The 20,978-nt window shown below is 67.2% G+C and carries 24 protein-coding genes; 19 read left to right on the top strand and 5 right to left on the bottom strand.

The genetic code is table 11. The features are described 5' to 3' along the window. Window positions 1-111: 111 nt before the first annotated feature. Window positions 112-276: a hypothetical protein gene (locus HY058_11395; protein MBI3497898.1), complete on the bottom strand. Its 165-nt coding sequence runs from the start codon at window positions 274-276 to the stop codon at window positions 112-114. A gap of 127 nt (window positions 277-403) precedes the next feature. Between HY058_11395 and HY058_11390 the strand changes: the two genes are divergently transcribed. Together HY058_11390 and HY058_11385 are read left to right on the top strand one after the other, a co-directional pair. Continuing rightward, window positions 404-751, top strand: a complete 348-nt coding sequence (locus HY058_11390; protein ID MBI3497897.1) for a YkgJ family cysteine cluster protein — start codon at window positions 404-406, stop codon at window positions 749-751. A 129-nt stretch (window positions 752-880) separates the two neighbouring features. Then, window positions 881-1,234: a hypothetical protein gene (locus HY058_11385; protein MBI3497896.1), complete on the top strand. Its 354-nt coding sequence runs from the start codon at window positions 881-883 to the stop codon at window positions 1,232-1,234. Between the two features lie 60 nt (window positions 1,235-1,294). Here the strand turns inward: HY058_11385 and HY058_11380 are convergent, their stop codons facing one another. After that, the gene (locus HY058_11380) at window positions 1,295-2,158 is read right to left on the bottom strand and encodes an acyltransferase (GenBank protein ID MBI3497895.1); all 864 of its coding nucleotides are present in this window, start codon (window positions 2,156-2,158) and stop codon (window positions 1,295-1,297) included. Window positions 2,159-2,196: 38 nt separating this feature from the next. After that, the gene (locus HY058_11375; protein MBI3497894.1) at window positions 2,197-3,216 is read right to left on the bottom strand and encodes a polyprenyl synthetase family protein; all 1,020 of its coding nucleotides are present in this window, start codon (window positions 3,214-3,216) and stop codon (window positions 2,197-2,199) included. 95 nt (window positions 3,217-3,311) lie between these two features. Here HY058_11375 and HY058_11370 point away from each other — a divergent pair, with 95 nt between their 5' ends. The 14 genes from HY058_11370 to alkB all read left to right on the top strand — a co-directional run bounded on the left by HY058_11370 (window position 3,312) and on the right by alkB (window position 16,100). Beyond that, entirely contained in the window at window positions 3,312-3,530 is a 219-nt protein-coding gene (locus HY058_11370; protein ID MBI3497893.1) for a DUF2007 domain-containing protein, read from the top strand. Continuing rightward, window positions 3,523-4,260 carry a methyltransferase gene (locus HY058_11365; GenBank protein MBI3497892.1) on the top strand — a complete coding sequence of 246 codons (738 nt, stop codon included), beginning with the start codon at window positions 3,523-3,525 and terminating at the stop codon, window positions 4,258-4,260. Before HY058_11370 ends, HY058_11365 begins: the two co-directional genes overlap by 8 nt. A 21-nt stretch (window positions 4,261-4,281) precedes the next feature. After that, window positions 4,282-5,127 (top strand): S49 family peptidase, encoded by an 846-nt coding sequence (locus tag HY058_11360; protein ID MBI3497891.1) that lies wholly within the window; start codon window positions 4,282-4,284, stop codon window positions 5,125-5,127. A 182-nt stretch (window positions 5,128-5,309) separates the two neighbouring features. Further along, window positions 5,310-5,558 carry a hypothetical protein gene (locus HY058_11355; GenBank protein MBI3497890.1) on the top strand — a complete coding sequence of 83 codons (249 nt, stop codon included), beginning with the start codon at window positions 5,310-5,312 and terminating at the stop codon, window positions 5,556-5,558. 37 nt (window positions 5,559-5,595) lie between these two features. Next, complete coding sequence (locus HY058_11350) at window positions 5,596-6,549, top strand: threonine/serine dehydratase (protein ID MBI3497889.1); 954 nt, start codon at window positions 5,596-5,598, stop codon at window positions 6,547-6,549. Between the two features lie 28 nt (window positions 6,550-6,577). Beyond that, complete coding sequence (locus HY058_11345; protein ID MBI3497888.1) at window positions 6,578-7,168, top strand: hypothetical protein; 591 nt, start codon at window positions 6,578-6,580, stop codon at window positions 7,166-7,168. Window positions 7,169-7,484: 316 nt separating this feature from the next. Then, window positions 7,485-8,384: a glycine--tRNA ligase subunit alpha gene (locus tag HY058_11340; GenBank protein MBI3497887.1), complete on the top strand. Its 900-nt coding sequence runs from the start codon at window positions 7,485-7,487 to the stop codon at window positions 8,382-8,384. 179 nt (window positions 8,385-8,563) lie between these two features. Further along, the gene (locus tag HY058_11335; GenBank protein ID MBI3497886.1) at window positions 8,564-10,684 is read left to right on the top strand and encodes a glycine--tRNA ligase subunit beta; all 2,121 of its coding nucleotides are present in this window, start codon (window positions 8,564-8,566) and stop codon (window positions 10,682-10,684) included. A gap of 8 nt (window positions 10,685-10,692) precedes the next feature. After that, window positions 10,693-13,371: a pyruvate, phosphate dikinase gene (locus HY058_11330; GenBank protein ID MBI3497885.1), complete on the top strand. Its 2,679-nt coding sequence runs from the start codon at window positions 10,693-10,695 to the stop codon at window positions 13,369-13,371. Between the two features lie 98 nt (window positions 13,372-13,469). Further along, on the top strand, window positions 13,470-13,865 hold the full coding sequence (locus HY058_11325; protein ID MBI3497884.1) for a putative toxin-antitoxin system toxin component, PIN family: 396 nt from the start codon (window positions 13,470-13,472) through the stop codon (window positions 13,863-13,865). Beyond that, on the top strand, window positions 13,862-14,107 hold the full coding sequence (locus tag HY058_11320) for a toxin-antitoxin system HicB family antitoxin (protein ID MBI3497883.1): 246 nt from the start codon (window positions 13,862-13,864) through the stop codon (window positions 14,105-14,107). The genes HY058_11325 and HY058_11320 overlap by 4 nt, the downstream gene beginning before the upstream one ends. 93 nt (window positions 14,108-14,200) lie before the next feature. After that, window positions 14,201-14,629, top strand: coding sequence for an Rrf2 family transcriptional regulator (locus HY058_11315; GenBank protein MBI3497882.1), 429 nt, complete (start codon window positions 14,201-14,203; stop codon window positions 14,627-14,629). Window positions 14,630-14,698: 69 nt separating this feature from the next. After that, window positions 14,699-15,322: a flavodoxin family protein gene (locus HY058_11310; GenBank protein ID MBI3497881.1), complete on the top strand. Its 624-nt coding sequence runs from the start codon at window positions 14,699-14,701 to the stop codon at window positions 15,320-15,322. 103 nt (window positions 15,323-15,425) lie between these two features. Continuing rightward, entirely contained in the window at window positions 15,426-16,100 is a 675-nt protein-coding gene (gene alkB / locus HY058_11305; protein MBI3497880.1) for a DNA oxidative demethylase AlkB, read from the top strand. Between the two features lie 9 nt (window positions 16,101-16,109). On the opposite strand, the gene HY058_11300 is transcribed toward alkB, so the two are convergent. Together HY058_11300 and HY058_11295 are read right to left on the bottom strand one after the other, a co-directional pair. After that, entirely contained in the window at window positions 16,110-16,904 is a 795-nt protein-coding gene (locus HY058_11300; GenBank protein MBI3497879.1) for a methyltransferase domain-containing protein, read from the bottom strand. Beyond that, complete coding sequence (locus HY058_11295; protein MBI3497878.1) at window positions 16,904-17,803, bottom strand: folate-binding protein YgfZ; 900 nt, start codon at window positions 17,801-17,803, stop codon at window positions 16,904-16,906. The genes HY058_11300 and HY058_11295 overlap by 1 nt, the downstream gene beginning before the upstream one ends. Window positions 17,804-17,953: 150 nt before the next feature. Here HY058_11295 and HY058_11290 point away from each other — a divergent pair, with 150 nt between their 5' ends. The 3 genes from HY058_11290 to HY058_11280 are packed head-to-tail and all read left to right on the top strand — an operon-like array spanning window position 17,954 to window position 20,972. Beyond that, the gene (locus HY058_11290; GenBank protein ID MBI3497877.1) at window positions 17,954-18,916 is read left to right on the top strand and encodes a glycosyltransferase family 9 protein; all 963 of its coding nucleotides are present in this window, start codon (window positions 17,954-17,956) and stop codon (window positions 18,914-18,916) included. Beyond that, entirely contained in the window at window positions 18,916-19,950 is a 1,035-nt protein-coding gene (locus tag HY058_11285) for a glycosyltransferase (protein ID MBI3497876.1), read from the top strand. Before HY058_11290 ends, HY058_11285 begins: the two co-directional genes overlap by 1 nt. Further along, on the top strand, window positions 19,947-20,972 hold the full coding sequence (locus HY058_11280) for a glycosyltransferase (GenBank protein MBI3497875.1): 1,026 nt from the start codon (window positions 19,947-19,949) through the stop codon (window positions 20,970-20,972). The genes HY058_11285 and HY058_11280 overlap by 4 nt, the downstream gene beginning before the upstream one ends. Window positions 20,973-20,978: the final 6 nt, after the last annotated feature.

Below are 20,978 nucleotides of genomic sequence, written 5' to 3'. Positions count from 1 at the left end.
TCATCGAGGCCGAAAACCCGCGCGACCCGGCGAAGCCTCGCGTCCCCCGACGCACACCCGGCAAGGTTGGCGCCCGCCATCGTCGATGAGCGCCAGACCCTTTGTTCCCGCTCACTTATCCTGCTTTTCCTCGGCGAGCTCGGGAGCCGGCGCCTCGCCGCCGGCCTTGCGCCTGGCGACCTCCTCTTGCTGCTCGCGGAGCTTCTCGGCCTTCTTTGCGCGCTTGGCTCGCTCGCGTTCGAACCGCTGCTGGCCGTAGTTCGGCTTCATCGCCATGGCATCTCCTATGCTAGCCCCTCAGTACCACAGCCACTGGAATGACCGAAAGCCATTAGGCGAAACCCGCCCTCGGATGAGAGGATGCGCCCGCGCCCGTTACCTGCTGCCTCTCGAGATGCGACCCATGACGCTTGCTCCCGCCGCCGAAGACCTGGAAGGGTTCGATTGCCAGACCTGCGGGGCATGCTGCGCCTATTCCAGCGAATGGCCGCGCTTCACCTTGGAAGACGACGCCGCACTGGCTCGAATTCCGCCGACATTGGTCGACGAAGGGCTGGGGCGGATGCGATGCCAGGGCGATCGCTGCGCGGCGCTCATCGGAGAGGTCGGTGTATCGACGTCCTGCTCGATCTATTCCGTCAGGCCCGATGTTTGCCGCGCTTGTCAGCCGGGTGACGAGGCCTGTCTGATCGCCCGCCGCCGCCATGGCCTGGAATGGTCCGTCCCGGTGCCGACTGGCACCGCCGGATGAGGCGCTTGCGAATGCCGGGAGATGGCCCGAGCCCGGGCTAAAGATGCGGTCGCCTGTAGTATGTTGACGAGGCAGCCACCATGTATTGTGGGACAAGAAAACTACATTCGTAATTCAGGGAGTCTCACGATGACCATTCCTCCTTACGTGAAGCCGGGAGTCTGGGGCGTTATTCTAGGTGCCATTGCAATGATGATTATCGGTTTTTGGCAATTTGGCTGGACCACCTCCAGCAGCGCGGAGCGTATGGCTGCTGACCGCGCCAATACCGCGGTCGTGGCGGCGCTCGTCCCGTTCTGTGTCGCTAAGGCTCAACAGGACGTCGACGGCACCAAGCTCCTCAAGTTCAATACGACGGAATCCTACAACCGCAGCCAGGTGGTCCAGGAAGCCGGTTGGGCGACGATGCTGGGCATGACCTCGCCGGACCGTGCGCTGGCCTCCGCCTGCGCCGATATGCTCAAGGGTGCGAAGGTTAGCTAAAGCCCGCCGGTTGCGGGGCTGAGCCATTCCGGTCTCGGCCCCCCGGATCAGATCTAGGGATCAGATCTGGGTGAGACCGGCATAGGTCTCGGGGCGCCGATCGCGGAAGAACTGCCAGAGGTTCCTCACCTCGCGGACCATGTCCCAGTCCATGTCGGCGGTGATGAGCTCGTCCTTGTCCTCGCTCGCCTTGGCGATGATCTTGCCGCGTGGATTGACGAAGTAGGAGGAGCCGTAGAAGCGGCCGATGCTCCAGGGCGCCTCGGTGCCGACCCGGTTGACCGCGCCGATATAGCAGCCATTGGCGACCGCCGAGGCCGGCTGCTCCAGCTCCCACAGGTACTGGCTCAAGCCCGCGACCGTTGCCGAGGGGTTGACGATGTACTCCGCGCCATTCAAGGACAGCGCCCGCCATCCTTCCGGGAAGTGGCGGTCGTAGCAGATATAGACGCCGAGCCGGCAATAGGCGGTGGTGAAGACGGGATAGCCGCTGTTGCCCGGCTTGAAGAAGAACTTCTCGTAGAATCCGGCAACATGCGGGATATGGGTCTTGCGGTACTTGCCGAGATACTTGCCGTCGGCGTCGATGACGGCGGCGGTGTTGTAGTAGACCCCGGTGATGTCCTCCTCGTAGATCGGCGCCACGATCACCATGGCGTGCTTGGCCGCCAGCTCCTGCAGGAGCTTGGTGGTCGGCCCATCGGGAATCTTCTCCGCCGCCGCGTACCATTTGGCGTCCTGGCTCGGGCAGAAATAGGGCTGGGTGAATACCTCCTGCATGCACAGCACCTTGACGCCCTCTTTGCCGGCGGCATCGATCAGCGGCAGGTGCGCCTCGATCATCCGTCGGCGGATCTCTTCGGGCGACATCGAGGCATCGCCCTTGAGGCTCATCTGGATGAGACCGCCCCGCAAGCTGGTCATCGCTCGTCTCCGTCTCTCTCTCTCTCAGGAAGCCTGGATCAGTAAGCGCGCTCGACGGTGAAGTCGACGGCGTCCAAGAGCGCCCGCTTGATCGGCTGATCGGCGAAGGGGGCGAGCGCGGCGCGGGCGAGCTCGGCATAGTGCCGGGCGCGGTTCATCGCGTCGCCCAAGGCCTGGTGGCGCTCCATGAGCTGCACCGCCTCGGCCAGATCGCTCTCGCGCTGCTCCAGCTCCTCGAGAGTGCGCCGCCAGAAGGCGCGTTCGGCCTCGTCGCCCCGCTCGAAGGCGAGGATGACCGGCAGGGTCAGCTTGCCTTCGCGGAAATCGTCGCCGACGGTCTTGCCGAGCTCGGCTTGCCGGGCGGAATAGTCGAGCACGTCGTCGACCAGCTGGAAGGCGATGCCGACGTTCATGCCGTAGCGCTCGAGGGCGTCGGCCTCGCCGACCGGCCGGTCGGCGACGATGGCGCCGACCCTGGCCGCGGCGGCGAAGAGCTGCGCCGTCTTGCCGCGGATCACGTCGAGATAGGCGGCTTCCGTCGTCGCCGTGTCGTTGCTGGTGGTGAGCTGCTGCACCTCGCCCTCGGCGATCACGGCGGCGGCATGCGCGAGGATGCCCAGGACCTCGAGCGAGCCCGCCTCGACCATCAGCTCGAAGGCGCGGCTGAAGAGGAAGTCGCCGACCAGCACGCTCGCCTTGTTGCCCCACAAGGAATTGGCGCTGGCGAGCCCGCGGCGGAGATCGCTCTCATCCACCACATCGTCGTGCAGCAGGGTCGCGGTATGGATGAACTCGACCGCCGCGGCGAGCCCGATATGCTTGAATCCCTCATAGCCGCAGAGCCGGGATGCCGCCAGGGTCAGCATCGGCCGGAGCCGCTTGCCGCCGGCGGCGATGATGTGCCCGGCCAGCTCGGGAATGAGCCCGACCTGGCTGTGCATGCGCTTGACGATGAGCTCGTTGACCCGCCCCATATCGGCCTCGACCAGGCTCGCCAGGCGGTCGAGCGACGGCCTGAGGGCCGGGTGATCATGCTTGAGGCTGGCCGCGACCGCCATTGGTCGGTCCCATCGACTTGACTGTGGGGTACGCAGTCCGCGAGCATAAGTCCGCTGACCGTGGGGTCAAGTGCGGCCGGAGGGGAGCGCCGTCGATGCGGGAACTCTTGCGCACCAACGATCCCGTTCGGCTCTCCTGGCTGATGGCCCTGTTATCCGATGCCAAGATCGAGGCCGTGGTGCTGGACACCCATATGAGCCTGCTCGAAGGCAGCGTCGGCGCGATCCAGCGCCGGCTCATGGTCGCGACCGAGGACTTCCAGTCCGCGCGGCGGTTGCTCGTGGAGGCGGGCGAGCTTTCCGCCGATGCCTGAGGCGGAGAGCGAGGACCGTCTCCTGGGCGGGCGCGTTCGGCTGACCCAGCCAAAAGCGGGCTATCGCGCCGCGATCGATCCGGTGCTGCTGGCCGCCGCCGTCGAGGCCGAGCCGGGGGAGAGCGTGCTCGATCTCGGCATCGGTGCCGGTGCCGCGGCACTCTGCCTCGCCGCGCGGGTTCCCGGTTTGCGCATCGTCGGTCTCGAGGTGCAGAGCGAGCTCGCGCGCTTGGCGCGGCTGAATGCGGCCTTGAACGGGATCGACGACCTCACCGTCTTCGACGGCTCGCTCAGGGACCCGCCGCCGGCCCTGGCCGGGCAGCGCTTCGATCATGTCATCGCCAATCCGCCCTATCTCGAGGCCGAGCGGGCGAGCGAAGGACCGAGCCCGGGCAAGAGAGCCGCGACGGTCGAAGGGGCGAGCCTCGAGGAATGGCTCGCCTTTGCGCTCGCCCTTGCCGCACCCAAGGCCTCGCTCACCGTCATTCACCGGGCCGATCGCCTGGCCGATCTGCTTGCCGGCCTCGAGCGTGGCGCCGGCGCCATCGCGGTCATGCCGCTGTGGCCGAAAGCGGGTCGCCCGGCCAAGCGGGTGATCGTGTCGGCCCGGCGCGGCAGCCGGGCGGCCCTCCGGCTGTTGCCGGGGATCGTGCTGCACCAGGCAGATGGGCGCTTCACCGCCGCCGCCGAGGCGATCCTCCGCGACGCCCACCCGCTTTCCCTCGCCTGACCCGCGCGGGTAAGCTCAGCCATGAGCTGGTCCGGTCGCCTCGCCAAGCGTCTCCGGCAGTGGCGCTCGCCGCCGCCGACGGTGGCGGTCTTGCGGCTCTCGGGTCCGATCATGGCGACGAGGCCGTTCCGGGGCATGAGCCTTGAGAGCATGGCGGAGACCATCGAGCGCGCCTTCGAGCTGCCGCGCCTCAAGGCGGTGGCGCTGGTGGTGAACTCGCCGGGCGGCTCGGCCGTGCAGGCGGCCCTCATCCACAAGCGCATCCGCGACTTGGCCCAGGAGAAGAAGGTGCCGGTCTTCGCCTTCGCCGAGGACGTGGCGGCGAGCGGCGGCTATTGGCTCATGACCGCGGCCGACGAGCTTTACGCGAACGAAGCCTCGATCGTCGGCTCGATCGGCGTCATCTATGCCGGCTTCGGCTTCCCCGAGCTCATGCGCTGGGTCGGGGTCGAGCGGCGGCTCTACACGTCCGGGGTGAAGAAATCGATGCTCGATCCCTATCGCCCCGAGCGCCGAGAGGATGTCGAGCGCCTGCAGCAGATCCAGGTCGAGATCCATGAGCGCTTCAAGGACCTGGTCAGCGAGCGGCGCGCCGGCAAGCTGGTCCAGCCGCACGAGGCGCTGTTCGACGGCAGCGTGTGGACCGGCAGCGAAGCCGTGGCGCTCGGCCTCATCGACGGCATTGGTGACGTGCGCGGGGTCATGCGCGCCCGCTTTGGCGAGGATGTGCGCTTGCGGCCGGTCGCGCGCGAGCGTTCCTGGTTGTCGCGCCGCCTCGGGATCGGCGGCAGCGGCGACCAGCTCTGGCTCAGCCAAGCCGTCGACGCGCTCGAAGAGCGAGCCCTCTGGGCCCGCTTCGGCCTGTGAGGCGCACGCGAGTTCCCTGGAGCCTCATGCTTCGACAAGTTCAGCATGAGGGCATGGTTAGGTTTGCCTCATCCTGAGCCTGTCGAAGGATGAGGCGGTCACGGGGCGAGGTCGTCGTGCCGAAGTGAATGAGGCTTCACTTGCCTTGACCCCAGCTCCGGCGGCTCGTTAAGAAGGACCCCATGTTCGGCTTCAGCATGACCAAGCTCTTGGTCTTGGCCGCGATCATCGCCGCGGTCTGGTATGGCTACCGATGGATCAACCGCGTGGAGCTGCTGCGGCGCCAGGCGGCGGCGCGGGGAGAGCCTGCGATGGGGAAGCGTCCATCCGCCCCCAGCGAGACCATGGTCGCCTGCTCTACCTGCGGCACCTATGTGGCGCCGCGCGCGGCGCGCTCCTGCGGCCGGTCCGATTGTCCCTATCCCGGTTGAGCCGGCCAGCAAAAATACCGTTCCCTGGGAGTGAGGCATGACCGAGACGCGCGTGGCCACGATCAGCCCGGAACGGATCGCCCGGACCGAGACGCTCATCCGGCCGCATATCCGCCTGACGCCGGTCATCCAGCTCGATGCCGCCGATTTCGGCCTGGCCCCGGGCTCGCTCCATCTGAAGCTGGAGCTGATGCAGCATTCCGGCTCGTTCAAGGCGCGGGGCGCCTTCACCGGCCTGTTGTCGCGCCAGGTGCCGGAGCCGGGCGTGGTGGCGGCCTCGGGCGGCAACCACGGCGCCGCCGTTGCCTATGCGGCGATGAAATTGGGCGTGCCGGCCAAGATCTTCGTGCCCAGCATCGCCTCGCTCGCCAAGGTGCAGCGGATCCGCGACTACGGCGCCGACCTCGTGGTCGGCGGCGAGCGCTATGCCGATGCGCTGGCCGAGAGCGAGCGCTGGATGGCCAAGACCGGCGCCATGGCGGTGCATGCCTTCGATCAGGAAGAGACGCTTTTGGGCCAAGGCACGATCGGGGTCGAACTCGACCGCCAAGTTCCCGAGCTCGACACGCTCCTGGTCGCGGTCGGCGGCGGCGGGCTCATCGGCGGCATCGCTGCGTGGTTTCAGGGCCGGGTCAAGGTGATCGGCGTCGAGCCGGAAGCCGCCCCGACCCTGACCCGGGCCTTGGCGGCGGGAAAGCCGGTCGATGCCGAAGCGGGCGGAATCGCCGCCGACTCGCTGGCACCCCGCCGGGTGGGCACCCTCATGTTCCCGATCGCCCAGGCCCATATCGAGCGGGTGGTGCTGGTCGGCGACGATGCCATCCGCCGGTCCCAGGAAGCCTTGTGGAAGACCCTCCGGGTGGTGGCAGAGCCGGGCGGGGCGGCCGCCTTCGCCGCACTCTTGTCCGGCGGCTATCAGCCTAAGCCAAAGGAGCGCGTCGGCGTCATGGTGAGCGGCGGCAACACGGTCGCGGTCGATTTCAGTCGCTAAGTCGGGCTGTATCCCCGCCGAGGTGAATTTGGCAAAGATTGAAAAAATCGAGATCGCTCGTCGACAGGTCAACGCTGCAATTCGCAGTTACCTACTGGGCCATGATCCCATTGCAGTCGCCTCGCTTCTGTTTCCCGCCTCTCAGATATTGCGGGACTTGAACAAGAATGAGAATGCAAAGTCGGTTTCGACTGCTTTCTCGGCGATCAGCAAAGAATGCGGCTATCCTCCCGAAAAACTCTGGAGAGAGTTCAATGACCGTACGGCCAATCCGTTGAAGCACGTGCAAAGTGCGAACGAGCTTGTCGATCTTGACTCGATTGTAGCAACGCAAGATGAAGCAATCATGTTTTGTATTGCAGAATACATGTTCTTGATGAAGGCGCGAGCTGGTGAGCTCACCGTTAGCCCGCAAATGGGAGTTTTTCTACGATACGCGAGCCGAAAAAAAGAACGGGAACGGCGCCAAGTTGCCTGTATTCGGTTTCGAGACACCCTCGACAGGCACTTCACGGCTCAATCCGTGTCCGTGCGTACTGCCTTTTGGGCATGGATCCTAAATCGGCTGATGATCGTAAAGACGTACCTGGAACGACAGGCCACGAAACGCTCAGCGTGAGCGGCGGCAACACGGTGGCGGTGGATTTCAGCCGCTAAGAATCCCCATTATCCACCACGATTCGAGGCTTCGAATTCGGAGCGGCACGGCTAGTCTCATGGGCCTCGCTGTGGGGGGCGCGAGGCCAGTCCCGGCGTCCCCGCGCCGGGCACGCGCTGGGAGGGACAGGCTTCGAGCGAGGCTGACGGCCGTACCGTCGTCCCGGTCCCGGGCACGCGCGGGATGGGACACCGCCCCCAAGTGCCGCCCCATGCTTGACCCAGCCGCCGGGCGATGTCTATTTTCCGCACCGCAATATGAGCCGGGGAGACGCGGCATGGCGCGAAGCCGTCCGGCTGCTGCGACCAGCTTTCAAGGCCTGATTTTCCAGCTTCAGACCTACTGGGCGGAGCAGGGCTGCGTCATCCTGCAGCCCTATGATGTCGAGGTCGGCGCCGGCACCTTGCATCCCGCGACCACGCTCCGCGCCCTCGGGGCCCAGCCCTGGAAATGCGCCTATGTGCAACCCTCGCGCCGGCCCAAGGACGGGCGCTATGGCGAGAACCCCAACCGGCTGCAGCACTACTACCAGTTCCAGGTGATCCTGAAGCCCTCGCCCACCGACAGCCAGGAGCTGTATCTGGGGAGCCTGGAGCGGATCGGGCTGTCGGCGGAGCGCCACGACATCCGCTTCGTCGAGGACGACTGGGAGAACCCGGCGATCGGCGCCTGGGGCTTGGGCTGGGAGGTTTGGTGCGACGGCATGGAGGTGAGCCAGTACACCTACATGCAGCAGGTGGGCGGCCTCGACTGCGCCCCGGTGCCGGTCGAGTTCACCTACGGGCTCGAGCGGCTGGCCATGTATCTCCAGGGGGTGGACAGCATCTTCGACCTGGATTGGGATGGCGTGCCGAAGGATCAAGGCGGCAAGACCTACCGCGACGTCTTCCTGCAGGCCGAGCGCGAGTTCTCCCAATACAATTTCGAGCGGGCCGATCCGGAGAAACTGTTCCGCCACTTCGCCGATGCCGAAGCGGAGTGCCAGGCGCTGTTGGCAGTGAAGCTGCCGCTGCCCGCCTATGACCAGTGCCTGAAGGCGAGCCATCTGTTCAATCTCTTGGATGCCCGCGGCGTCATCAGCGTGACCGAGCGTGCCGCCTATCTCGGCCGCATCCGCGGCCTCGCCAAGGGTTGCTGCGAGGCGTGGGTGGCCTCCATCGGAGAGGCGGCCCAGTAGAATGTGCTCGTCACGCCGACCCTCACCCGCCTCGCTGCGCTCGGCCCGTCCGAGCGCTCTTCGCGCTCCGGACCCCGCATTGCGGGGTCGGGGCCGCGAAAAGCGGCCCGACGAGGGGCCCGCGTCCTCGCGGGAGGGTGAGGGCGTGTCAAATCGCTCAGACGATACGGCTCTAGGTCATGGCTGAACTGCTGATCGAGCTGAGATCGGAGGAAATTCCGGCGCGCATGCAGAAGGCGGCGGCCGAGCAGCTCGCCCGGCGCTTGGCAGCGCTCGTCCATGGTCTCGGCTTCGCCAAGATCGGCGAGGATGATATCGCCACCTTTGCCACGCCGCGGCGGATCGCCGGCGTGGTGCGCAAGCTGCCGGCGCAGCAGCCCGATGTGGTCGTCGAGCGCCGGGGGCCGCGCATCGATGCCCCGCCTCAGGCGATCGACGGCTTTCTCCGCGCCAACGGCCTCGCCTCGGTCGAGCAATGCGAGCGCAGGGATACCGGCAAGGGCGTCTTCTATTTTCACCGCCTCAAGCAGCCGGGCCGGCCGACCGACTCCGTGCTGGCGGATCCCATCGCCGAGCTCATCCGCGCCTTCGAATGGCCGAAATCGATGCGCTGGGCCACCACCGCGCAGCGCTGGGTCCGGCCGCTGCAATCGGTGGTTTGCGTCTTCGACGGCAAGACGGTCGCGGGCGAGGTCGACTTCGGCTCCGCGACATCGGCTCCGGCTGAGCGGCTCGGCTTCGGCAACGTGACCGCGGGCCACCGCTTTATCGCACCGAAGCCCTTCTCGGTGCGCGGCTTTGCCGATTATCGCCGAAAGCTGGCGAAGCGCTTCGTCCTCCTCGATGCGGCCGACCGGCGCAGCCGGATCGAGACTGCGGTCAATAGCCTGGCGGCGGCCGAGGGACTGCGCCTCAGGCCCGATCACGGCCTACTCGATGAGCTGGCGGGGCTGGTGGAGTGGCCGGTCGTGCTGCTGGCTTCCATCGATCCGAGCTTCATGGATCTGCCGGTGGAGGTGCTGACCACCTCGATGCGCGCCCACCAGCGCTACCTGGCGCTGGAGACCGCCGATGGGCGCTTGGCGCCGCGCTTCGTCGTCGTCGCCAACACCGAGGCCGATGATGGCGGCCAAGCGATCGTGGCTGGGAACGAGCGGGTCTTGCGCGCGCGGCTTGCCGATGCCCGCTTTTTCTGGGATCAGGACAAGAAGCAACCCTTGGCGAGCCGGGTCCCGGCGCTGAAGGACATCGTCTTCCACGCCAAGCTCGGCAGCCTCCACGACAAGGTCGAGCGCGTGGCCGAGCTCGCGCGCTTCCTTGCGACATCGATTCCGGCCTCAGCACCGGAGCTCGCGCATCGGGCGGCACTCCTGGCCAAGGCCGATCTCACCACCGGGGTGGTCGGTGAATTCCCCGAGCTGCAGGGAATCATGGGCCGCTACTACGCGCTCGCCGACGGCGAGCCCTTGGCCGTGGCCGAGGCCGTCGCCGAGCATTATGCGCCGCTCGGGCCCAATGAACGCTGCCCGGTGGCGCCGGTCTCGGTCGCCGTTGCCCTCGCCGACAAGCTCGATACGCTGGTCGGCTTTTTCGCCGTCGGCGAGAAGCCGACCGGCTCCAAGGATCCGTTCGCGCTCCGCCGCGCGGCGCTGGGGGCCATTCGCCTCATCCTGGAGAACGGCATCCGCATTCGCCTGAACGACGCCTTCGACGCAGCCGCCAAGCGCCTTGCCCATGCTCAAACGGCGGCGACCGGCGAACGTCCCTTGAATGACGAGCTTCTCGCCTTCTTCGCCGATCGCCTCAAGGTGATCTTGCGCGAGAAGGGCATCCGCCACGACCTCATTGACGCCGCCTTCGGCGCCATCGGCGGCGAGGATGACATGGTGCGGCTGATCCAGCGCGCGGAGGCGCTCGCCCGCTTTCTGGAGACCGATGACGGCGCCAATCTGCTCGTGGCCTATCGCCGCGCCGCCAACATTCTCCGCATCGAGGAGAAGAAGGACGGCACCAGCTATGACCGCCTGGCCGATCCCGGGCATTTTCGCCAGAGCGAGGAGGAGCGGTTGTTCCAGAGCATCGCCGAGCTCGCCAGCCGCAGCGATCCGATGCTGGCGGAGGGGGATTTTGCCGGCGCCATGGCCATGCTGGCGGGGCTCCGGACGCCGGTTGACGCCTTCTTCGATCGGGTGACCGTCAACGCCGATGAGCCCGATCTCCGCCGCAATCGCCTGTCACTCTTGTCGCAGATCCGCGTCGGCATGGATGCGATCGCGGATTTCTCGAAGATCGAGGGCTAAGGACGGCCATGACCAAGTGGGTTTACAGCTTCGGCGACGGCAAGGCGGATGGCGGAGCCGCACTGCGCGACCTCCTGGGCGGCAAGGGCGCCAATCTCGGCGAGATGTGCGGCCTCGGCCTGCCGGTGCCGCCGGGCTTCACCATCACCACCGAGGTGTGCACCGCCTTCTACGCCAACGACCGGCGCTATCCCGGGGATCTGAAGGCCGAGGTGCAGGCGGCCTTGCGCCGCATCGAGGCCGTGGTCGGCGCCCGCTTCGGCGATCCCGAGCGGCCGCTCCTGGTCTCCGTTCGGTCGGGTGCGCGCGTGTCGATGCCGGGCATGATGGACACCGTGCTTAATCTGGGCTTGAACGATGCGACCGTGAGCGGTCTCGCCCGGGCCTCGGGCGATCGGCGCTTCGCCTATGACAGCTATCGCCGCTTCATCCAGATGTATGGCGACGTCGTGCTCGGCATGGAGCATCACAGCTTCGAGGAGATCCTCGAGGCCGCCAAGGAAGACAAGGGTGTGGCCCTCGACACCGAGCTCGATGCCGACGATTTGAAGAGCCTGGTTGAGGCCTATAAGGACCGGGTCGCAGACGCGCTCGGCAAGCCGTTCCCGCAGGACCCGGAGGAGCAGCTCTGGGGCGCCATCGGCGCGGTCTTCGGCAGCTGGATGAACCAGCGCGCCATCACCTACCGCCGTCTGCATGAGATCCCGGAGAACTGGGGCACGGCGGTGACCGTGCAGGCGATGGTCTTCGGCAATATGGGTGCCGATTGCGCCACCGGCGTCGCCTTCACCCGCGATCCGTCCACGGGCGAGAACCGCTTCTACGGCGAGTTCCTGGTGAACGCCCAAGGCGAGGACGTGGTCGCCGGTATCCGCACGCCCCAGCAGCTCACCATCTCCGGCAAGATGGCCAATCTGTCGCGCCTGCCGGCGATGGAAGAGGCGCTGCCGGAGACCTTCGTCGAGCTCGACCGTGTGCGCCACCGGCTGGAAGCGCATTACCGCGACATGCAGGACGTCGAGTTCACCGTGCAGCGCGGCAAGCTGTGGATGTTGCAGACCCGTTCGGGCAAGCGCACGGCCCGGGCCGCGCTCAAGATCGCCGTCGACATGGTGGGCGAGGGGCTGATCGACCGGCGCGAGGCGGTCCGGCGCATCGATCCCAACTCCTTGGACCAGCTCCTGCACCCGACCCTGGATCCGAGGGCAAAGCGCACGGTCCTGGTGCGCGGACTGCCGGCCTCCCCGGGTGCGGCATCCGGCCGCATCGTCTTCTCCGCCGACGAGGCCGAAGAGCGCGCCGCCAAGGGCGAGGCGATCATCCTCGTTAGGGTCGAAACCAGCCCCGAGGACATCCACGGCATGCACGCCGCCGAAGGCATCTTGACCACCCGCGGCGGCATGACTAGCCACGCCGCGGTGGTCGCCCGCGGCATGGGCCGGCCCTGCGTGACCGGCGCCGGCGAGCTTAGGATCGATTATGCCAAGCAGACCATGTTCGTGCGCGGCAACACGCTCCATAAGGGCGATGTCATCACCATCGACGGCGCCACCGGCGAGGTGATGCTGGGCGAGGTGCCGACCATCCAGCCGGAGCTCTCCGGCGATTTCGCCACCATCATGGAATGGGCGGACGAGCTTCGCCGCATGCGCGTGCGCTCCAATGCCGAGACCCCGGCCGATGCGCGCGCCGCCAGGCGCTTCGGGGCGGAAGGCATCGGGCTTTGCCGCACCGAGCATATGTTTTTCGATGCCTCGCGCATCCTGGCCGTGCGCGAGATGATCATGGCCGCCGACGAGAGGGGCCGCCGCGCCGCACTCGCCAAGATCATGCCGATGCAGCGCGCCGACTTCGTCGAGCTCTTCCAGATCATGCACGGCTTGCCGGTGACGGTACGGCTCCTCGACCCGCCCTTGCACGAATTCCTGCCGCACACGGAGGCGGAGATCGCCGAGGTGGCGGCCGCTTCTGGTGCGGATGCCGAGGCGCTTCGCCACCGGGCGCTCGAGCTCACCGAATCCAATCCGATGCTGGGCCACCGTGGCTGCCGGCTCGGCATCTCCTATCCCGAAATCTACGAGATGCAGGCCCGCGCCATCTTCGAGGCGGCGGCCCAGGTGTCGAAGGAGTCCGGCGAGAAGGTGATCGCGGGGGTGATGATCCCGCTCGCCGCCACCAGGCGCGAGCTCGACATCCTGAAGACCTTGATCGACCGGGTCGCCGCCGAGGTCATCCGCGAGAGCGGCGTCAAGCTCGACTATCTCGTCGGCACCATGATCGAGCTGCCGCGCGCCGCCCTCACCGCCGATAAGCTCGCCGAGGTGGCGGAGTTCTTCAGCTTCGGCACCAACGATCTGACCCAGACGACCTTCGGCCTGTCCAGGGACGACGCCGGCTCATTTCTCAAGACCTATCAGGACCGCGGCATCCTCGAGGCCGATCCCTTCGTCACCCTCGACACCGAGGGCGTGGGCCAGCTGGTCGAGATCGCCGCCGAGCGCGGGCGCCGGACCAGGCCCAAGATCAAGCTCGGCATCTGCGGCGAGCATGGCGGCGATCCCGCCTCGATCCGCTTCTGCGAGAAAATCGGCCTCGACTACGTCTCCTGCTCGCCCTTCCGCGTGCCGATCGCAAGGCTGGCCGCCGCCCAGGCGACCATCGCCGCCCAGAAGCAGGCGGCGGAGTAGTCTGGTGGTGATGTTGCGGGTGACATCACGTTCTTGAAGCGGCCACCGACGCCATATAAGATATCGCTGTGCACCGGCTTGTCATAGACACCGACGTCATGGTGGCGGCTTTTGACAGTCCGCGTGGTGCGTCGCGCCAGCTTCTGTTGGACCTGTTGGACGGCCAAGCGCATCTGCTGCTTTCGACCGCACTGCTGCTTGAATACGAGAAGGTGCTGACGCGACCGAGGATGCTGGACATGATTGGGCTGAGCCTCGAAGAGGTACTGGCTGTGCTCGACGAATTGGCGGAAATATGCGATCCGGTGCCATTCGACTATCGTTGGCGGCCGCTAGCAGCCGATCCAGATGACGATCTCGTATTGGAAACGGCGATCAACGGTGGCGCCGACGCGATTGCGACTTTCAACATCAGGGATATGGCAGCCGCGGGCGCCCGCTTCGGCATTGCAGTCGAACGCCCCGCCGCCGTGTTACGGAGAATTCGATCATGAGCCCATTTCCGCTTCGGCTTCCGGACGATCTCAAGGAGGAGGCCAGCGCCCAGGCAGAAGCGGCCGGGGTGAGCCTCAATCAGTACATTGCCACCGCGATTGCCGCGCGAGTCGGTGCTCAGGCGGAGGCCGCGCGTTATTTCAAGGCGCGGGGTGCGCGTGCCGAGCCGGGGCGAGCGAAGGCGATTCTGGAACGAGCGGGGAAGCGCACGAAGCCGCGTCCGGCGGATCGCCCTGTGTAGTCATCCGAATCGCGGGCGCCGACGGATGGGCACATCCCGCCCTCTTGCAGCCTTCGCAATTCGTAACCATGTAGGCGACGAAGGACGAAATCGATGTCCAGCAATTGCCGCTTCGCGATGGCGACCCACATCATGGCTATCTTGGCCCTCAAGGCCGATGGCCCGACCACCTCTGAGTTCATGGCCGGCAGCATCAACACCAATCCCGTCGTGGTGCGACGGCTCATCGCCGCGCTCGGCAGGGCCGGGCTGGTGCATGCCCAGCGCGGTGCCGCCGGCGGCGTGACCTTGGCGAAGCAGCCCGATCGCATCCGGCTCTGGGATATCCATGAGGCGGTGGAAGCCAACGACTCCTTCGCCGTGCATCAGCACCCGAACGATGCTTGCCCGGTCGGCCGCAAGATTCAGCGCGTGCTGGCGCAGGTACGCTCGCGCACCGAGCAGGCGCTGAAGGCCGAGCTGTCGCACATCACCGTCGCCGACATCGTCGGCGAGATCGGAGCGCGCGCGGCGACGGGATAAGCCCTGTTTTTTTGTGCATTTTGGTAACACTAACGCTTACAAATCTCACCAACAGAAGGAAGCAAATCCATGGTTCAAGTCGCGATCGCGTATCACTCGGGCTACGGCCACACCAAGGTCGTGGCCGAGGAAGTCGCCAAGGGGGCCGGCCAGGTCGCCGGCGCCAAGGTCAATGTCATCGCCGTGGACAAGATCGATGAGGCCGACTGGAGCACGCTCGATGCGGCCGACGCCATTATCTTCGGCGCGCCGACCTACATGGGCGGGCCGTCCGGCCCGTTCAAAGTCTTCGCCGACGCCAGCTCGAAGCGCTGGATGAGCCTCGCCTGGCGCGACAAGCTCGCCGCCGGCTTCACCAACTCCGCCTCCCAGAATGGCGACAAGCTCAACTCGCTGCAGTATTTCAATATCCTGGCGATGCAGCATCAGATGCTGTGGGTCGGGCTCGACCTGCCTCCCGGCAACAATTCCTCCAAGGGCAGCCCGGCCGACTTGAATCGGCTGGGCTCCTGGATTGGGCTCATGACCCAGTCCAATTCCGATCAGCCCGCCGAGCTGACCCCGCCTGAAGGCGACCGCAAGACCGCCATCCATTTCGGCAAGCGGGTCGCCGAAGCCGCTGCACGCTGGATCAACGGAAAGACCGAAGCGGGCAAGGCGAAGGCACCGGCCGCCGAGCCCGTTCGGGCGTGAACTCTGATAGAGTCCGGTTCCCTCCCTCGCGCCTTGGGCGGGGGAGGGAGTTGACGTCGCGCCCGCACGCCCCAATTCCCTGGCATATGGCATCGGCCGACGCATGAGCAGGATCAAGGGTGCTGCGGCAGGCGATCTGTTCGGCCCAGCGAGCGAGGCCGCGGCAGGCATCGCCGCTATTTGCCGGGGCGCGACTGTGCTTCGGCGCTTCGTCGAGCCCGACGCGGCCGCCTTGCTCGCGGCTGTCGCCGGGGTCGAAAGGCTGGCGCCGTTCCGCCATATGGTGACGCCCGGTGGTTTCCGGATGTCGGTCGCCATGACCAATTGCGGCGAGGTGGGATGGGTCACTGATCGACAGGGATACCGCTATCAGGCCACTGACCCGGAAGCGGCACAGGCGTGGCCGGCGATGCCCGACATCTTGCGGGGTTTCGCCGAGCGCGCCGCCCTCTGGGCCGGCTTCGAGGGCTACACTCCCGACTCATGCCTGATCAATCGCTATGAGCGTCCGGCGCGCCTGTCATTGCATCAGGACAGGAACGAGCGCGACATGCGTCAACCCATCGTCTCCGTTTCCTTGGGCCAGCCCGCGGTCTTTCTCTTCGGTGGCGAGACGCGCAGCGACAGGCCCCGGCGCATTCCCTTGCAGCATGGCGACGTCGTGGTTTGGGGCGGGCCGGCGCGCCTTGCCTTTCACGGCGTGGACGCGCCGGCAGCGGGCGCGCATCCGCTCACCGGCGCAAGTCGGATCAATCTGACGTTTCGGAAGGCGCTTTGAGGCGAGGCGCTACTGCGGCACGCGACCTTTCACCGCATTGGCGCGCGCGGGGAAGGAGATCCGGCCGTCAGCGCCCTTCAGCAGGCGTTGCCGCAGGATCGCCTTGAGCCGTTCGAGATCCGCCGGAGACAAGGCGCGCACCTTCTGCACGATGGGCGTGGCGAGCGCCATGTTGGAGTCCCAGAATTCGTCGAAGTCGCGGAAGGCGACCTCGATCGCGATCTCGCGCGTCTCGACCGCTTCGAGCCCGGCCTCGGTCCACAGGCGGTTGAGCTCGGCCTTTTGCGATACTTCCGCGCCCGGCGATCGCGGCGCATCGATGCCGATCGCGAGCAACCCCGCGCGCATCGGCTCGAGCGGAAAGGCGCCGCCGAGGATGTCCCACATATAGGTTGCGACGAGTCCGCCCGGCTTCACCACCCGCACCATCTCGCCGACCGCCTTCCCGGGGTTCGGCACAAAGGTGATGACCAGCGCCATGACGGCGACATCGAAGGCGGCGTCAGCGAATGGCAGCGCCTCGGCGTCGCCGACCTGGAACTCCGCCGGCTTCGATTCGGCGCGGCCACGGGCGTAGTCGATCTGGGCCTCGGACGGGTCGATGCCCCGGACCTCGCCCGGCGCGGCCTTGGCGATCATCACCTCGGTGAAGGCGCCGTTGCCGCAGCCGACGTCGAGCCAGCGCATGCCTTTGCCGACCGCCAGCCAATCGAGGAAGAGGGCGCCGGCGCGCCGGCTCCACCGTCCCATCAACTGCTCATAGGCGGCGCCGTCGTTGAAGAACTTCCGGTCGTCGTCGGCCATCAGAAGCTGGCCCAATCGGGCTTGCGCGGGCGGAGCAGGGCCGCACCGGCGGCAAGCGTCTTGCCTTCTGCCAGCACCTTCTCGAAGGCTTCCAGCCGGATCATGGCCAAGGCCTTGCCGTCGAGCCCCGAGCGCATCTCGCCGGCTTCGGCGCCATCGAGGGTGACCGGCGTGCCTGGCTCGGGCATCGGCCCCTCGACCTCGACCGGCATCAGCCGCTTGCGCACCAGGCCGCGATACTTGGTGCGCGCGGTCAGCTCCTGGCCCATATAGCAGCCCTTCTGCCAATCGACGCCATTCAGCTCGTCGAAGCCGTTCTCGAGCAAGATCGCGCGGTCGACGATGAGGTCGCGGCTGCCGTCCGGCACGCCTTCGGCGATGCGGAGTCGGTGATAATCCTTGGCATCGCCGGATAAGAGGCCGAGCGCCTCCAGGGGTTGCGTGCCGCTCTGGCGCGGCAGCAGCGCGCGGGTGCCCAGCCGGCTCAATCGCGGATCGACGAAGGCCACACCCCCGGCGAAGGGAGCGGCCGCGCCGGCGGCATCGGCAAGCCCGAAACGCATCGCCGCCCCGTCGCCCCAGACGACCGCGACCAGCCAGTCGGCGGTCGCATCCGCGAGCGCCACCTTGGATCTCAGCTTGTAGAGCGAGAGCCGCCGCTTGAGGTCGGCGGCACGCTCGGCCTCGCAGTCGATGAGGAAGCTGCCGCCATGCTCGGCCAGAAAGAAGTCGTGCAGGTAGCGTCCCTGCGGCGTCAAAAAGGCGGCATAGAGCGCACGGGTTTCGGCGACCTTGCTCACGTCGTTCGAGACCAGGCCTTGCAGATAGGCGACCCGATCCTCGCCGCCGACCTGGATGAGGCCCCTGCCTTCGAGCAGGGAGAACGACGCAGCAACCATGATTGCCCTCCGATGACGTCCGCCTATGAGTTGGTCCGGTCCCCGCCTCATTGCAAGGCGGAGGCGGGGACCGGCTCGTTGCTTGGCAAGGCCGGCCCCCAACCCTATAACGTGCTCGATGCCGGTTCGCATCTGTTCCGCAAGCTCTCGATGAACCTCTTGTTCGTCACCTCCACCCGCATCGGCGATGCGGTGCTGTCGACGGGTGTGCTGGGCTATCTCATCGAGGCCTATCCGGGTGCGCGCATCACCATCGCCTGCGGGCCCCTGGCGGCGCCGCTGTTCCAGGCGGTGCCGGGGCTGGAGCGGGTGCTGACCTTGGAAAAGCGGGGATGGGCCGGCCATTGGCTCGGCTTGTGGGCCGGGACCGTGGGTCGGCCCTGGCGGCTGGTGGTGGATCTCCGCGGCTCGCTCTTGGCCTACCTCCTGGCGGCCCGGGAGCGGCGGGTCTTGCTGAAATCCACCAGCGCCGAGCACCGGGTGGTGCGCCTCGCCCGGCTGTTCGGCCTCGGCGACCGGCCGCCGCCGCCCCGGCTCTGGATCGCGCCCGAGCACGCGGCCCGCGCCGCGGCGGTGATTCCAAGGGAGAGGACGGTGCTGGCCTTGGCGCCCGCCGCCAATTGGCGGGCGAAGACCTGGCGAGCCGAGCGCTTCGCGGCACTCGCCCGCAGCCTGACCGCGGCCGACGGCATGTTGCCCGACGCCAGCGTCATGGTGCTGGGCGGAGCAGAGGATCGGGGGCAGGCGGAGCCGGTCCTGGCAGCATTGCCCGCCTCCCGCGTCATCGACCTCGTCGGCCGGATCGATCTCATGACCGCGGCGGCGGCGATCGGGCGGGCTCGGCTCTTCGTCGGCAACGACTCCGGCCTCATGCATCTGGCGGCCGCGACCGGCGTGCCGACCGTCGGACTCTTCGGCCCGAGCCCGGTCGAGCATTACCGCCCCTGGGGCGAGCGGAGCGCGGTCGCGCTGACACCGGCGAGCCCGGCCGAGCTCATGTCCCAGCCGGGCTGGGATCATCGGACCAGCGATACGCTGATGGACGGCTTGAGCGTGGCCGCGGTGGAGCGAGTCTGCCGCGATCTCTGGCAGCGCGTCGGGGGCGGGGCCTGATGGCCGTCATCGTCATGACCGATGACGGCATCCGCTTCGATGCGGCCAGCCTGGCCACGGGTCCCCTCGGCGGCGCCGAGACGGCGTTTGCCTCCTTGGCCGCGGCGCTCGCCGGGCGCGGCCATCGGATCGTGGTCCGCAACAATTGCAGCGAAGCCTCCGACACGGACGGCATCGACTGGGCGCCGCTGGCGGCCGGCGTGCCCGAGGCGGCGGATCTCTATATCGCCAACCGCAGCCATAAGCTGATCTCGCTGGTGGCAGAGGCGCGCCGCCGTGTCTTTTGGATTCACAACCCCGCCAGCTATCTTATGAAGCGGCGCTATCTCTGGCCGCTGTTTCGCCTGAAGCCTACGGTCGTATTCTCCGGGCGCTATCACGCCTCGACCTATCCGCTCTGGGCGCCGTCGGGTCCGCGCGCGATCATCCCCTACGGCGTCGGCGAGATGTTCCGCCAGGCCGAGCCCTTGGACTTGGCGCCGGGACCGCGGGCACTCTTCGTCTCCAATCCGCTCCGCGGCCTCGACTGGCTCCTGCATCTCTGGGCCAAGCGCATCCATCCCGTGATGCCGCTGGCCGAGCTGCATGTCTTCTCCGGGCCGACCACCTACGGATCCTTTGGCCTGGCGAAAGCGCAGGCGATGGAGCCGATCCTCGAATACGCCCGCCAGCTCGGCAACTGGGGCGTGGTCTTGCGCGCCCCGGTGTCGAAGACGATGCTCGCCGACGAGATGCGGAGCACCCGTGTGCTGCTCTATCGCGGCGATCCCAGCGAGACTTTCTGCCTGGCCGTCGCCGAAGCCCAGGCCGCCGGCGTGCCTGCCGTGGTCGGGCGCCTGGGCTCGGTGCCGGAGCGGGTCATCGACGGCACCACCGGCTTCGTCACCGATCGCGAGACCAGCTTCGCCGAAGCCGCCGTGACTCTTCTCCAGGATGATGAGCTGTGGCGGCGCCAGCATGTGGCCGCGCTCTTGACCCAGCGCCATTGGGGTTGGGACGAGGCGGCCGCCGCATTTGAGAGGCTCATCCCATGAAGGTGCTGCATCTCATGGCCGGCGCCCGCCATGGTGGAGCCGAGACCTGCTTTCAAGACACGGCGCTGGCGCTCGCCCGCTGCGGTCTCGATCAGCAGGCAGCGATCCGCGCCCAGGGCGAGCGTGCCAGCGCTCTTCGTTTGGGCGGCGTGCCGACGCTCGAGCTCGGCTTCGGCAACCTTTGGCTCGACTTCCTCACCAAGCGCGGCATCGCCCGCCTGATCCACGACTATCGGCCCGACATCGTCATGGCCTGGATGCAGCGCGCCGCCGCCTTCGTGCCCAAGGGCGATTTCGTCGCCGTCGGCTGGCTCGGTGGCTTCTATGACCTCAAGCATTATCGGCGCTGCCAGCATCTCGTCGGCATGAGCGAAGCCATGCGCCGGCACATCCAGGCTGGCGGCATCCCTGCGGAGCACGCCCATGTGCTCCGTGCGCTCGCGCGCGAGGAGAGCGCCCCGCCGGTGCCGCGGGCCGCGCACGCGACACCGGAGGAGGCGCCGCTCCTGCTGGCGCTCGGCCGGCTGCACGAGGCTAAGGCATTCGATGTGCTGCTGGCGGCGCTGACCGATCTGCCCGGCGTCTATCTCTGGATTGCCGGCGAGGGGCCGCTGCGGGGGGCGCTGGAGCAGCTCGCCGCCACGCTCGGCCTGATCGATCGCGTCCGCTTTCTCGGTTGGCGCAACGACCGCGCGAGCCTGCTGGCCGCCGCCGATCTCTGCGTATTTCCCTCGCGCTACGAGCCCTTCGGCATCGTCTCCATCGAGGCCTGGGCGAACCGGGTGGCGCTGGTGGCCGCGGCATCCGTCGGCCCGGCCGACCTCATCCGCAACGGCGAAGACGGGCTCCTGGTCCCCATTGACGACGCCGCGGCGCTGGCATCGGCGATCCGTCGCACTTTGGCCGAACCCGAACTGCGCCGGCGCCTCATCGAGGCCGGCTACCGGCGTTTCCGGGCCGAGTTCACCGAAGCCGCCGTGGTCCAGAGCTATCAGGCGTTTTTCCGAGAGATCACGCGCTGATCCTTG

This window comes from Pseudomonadota bacterium (assembly GCA_016195085.1).
GTDB lineage: Bacteria > Pseudomonadota > Alphaproteobacteria > SHVZ01 > SHVZ01 > JACQAG01.
This window is presented reverse-complemented; position numbering and strand designations above follow the sequence as displayed.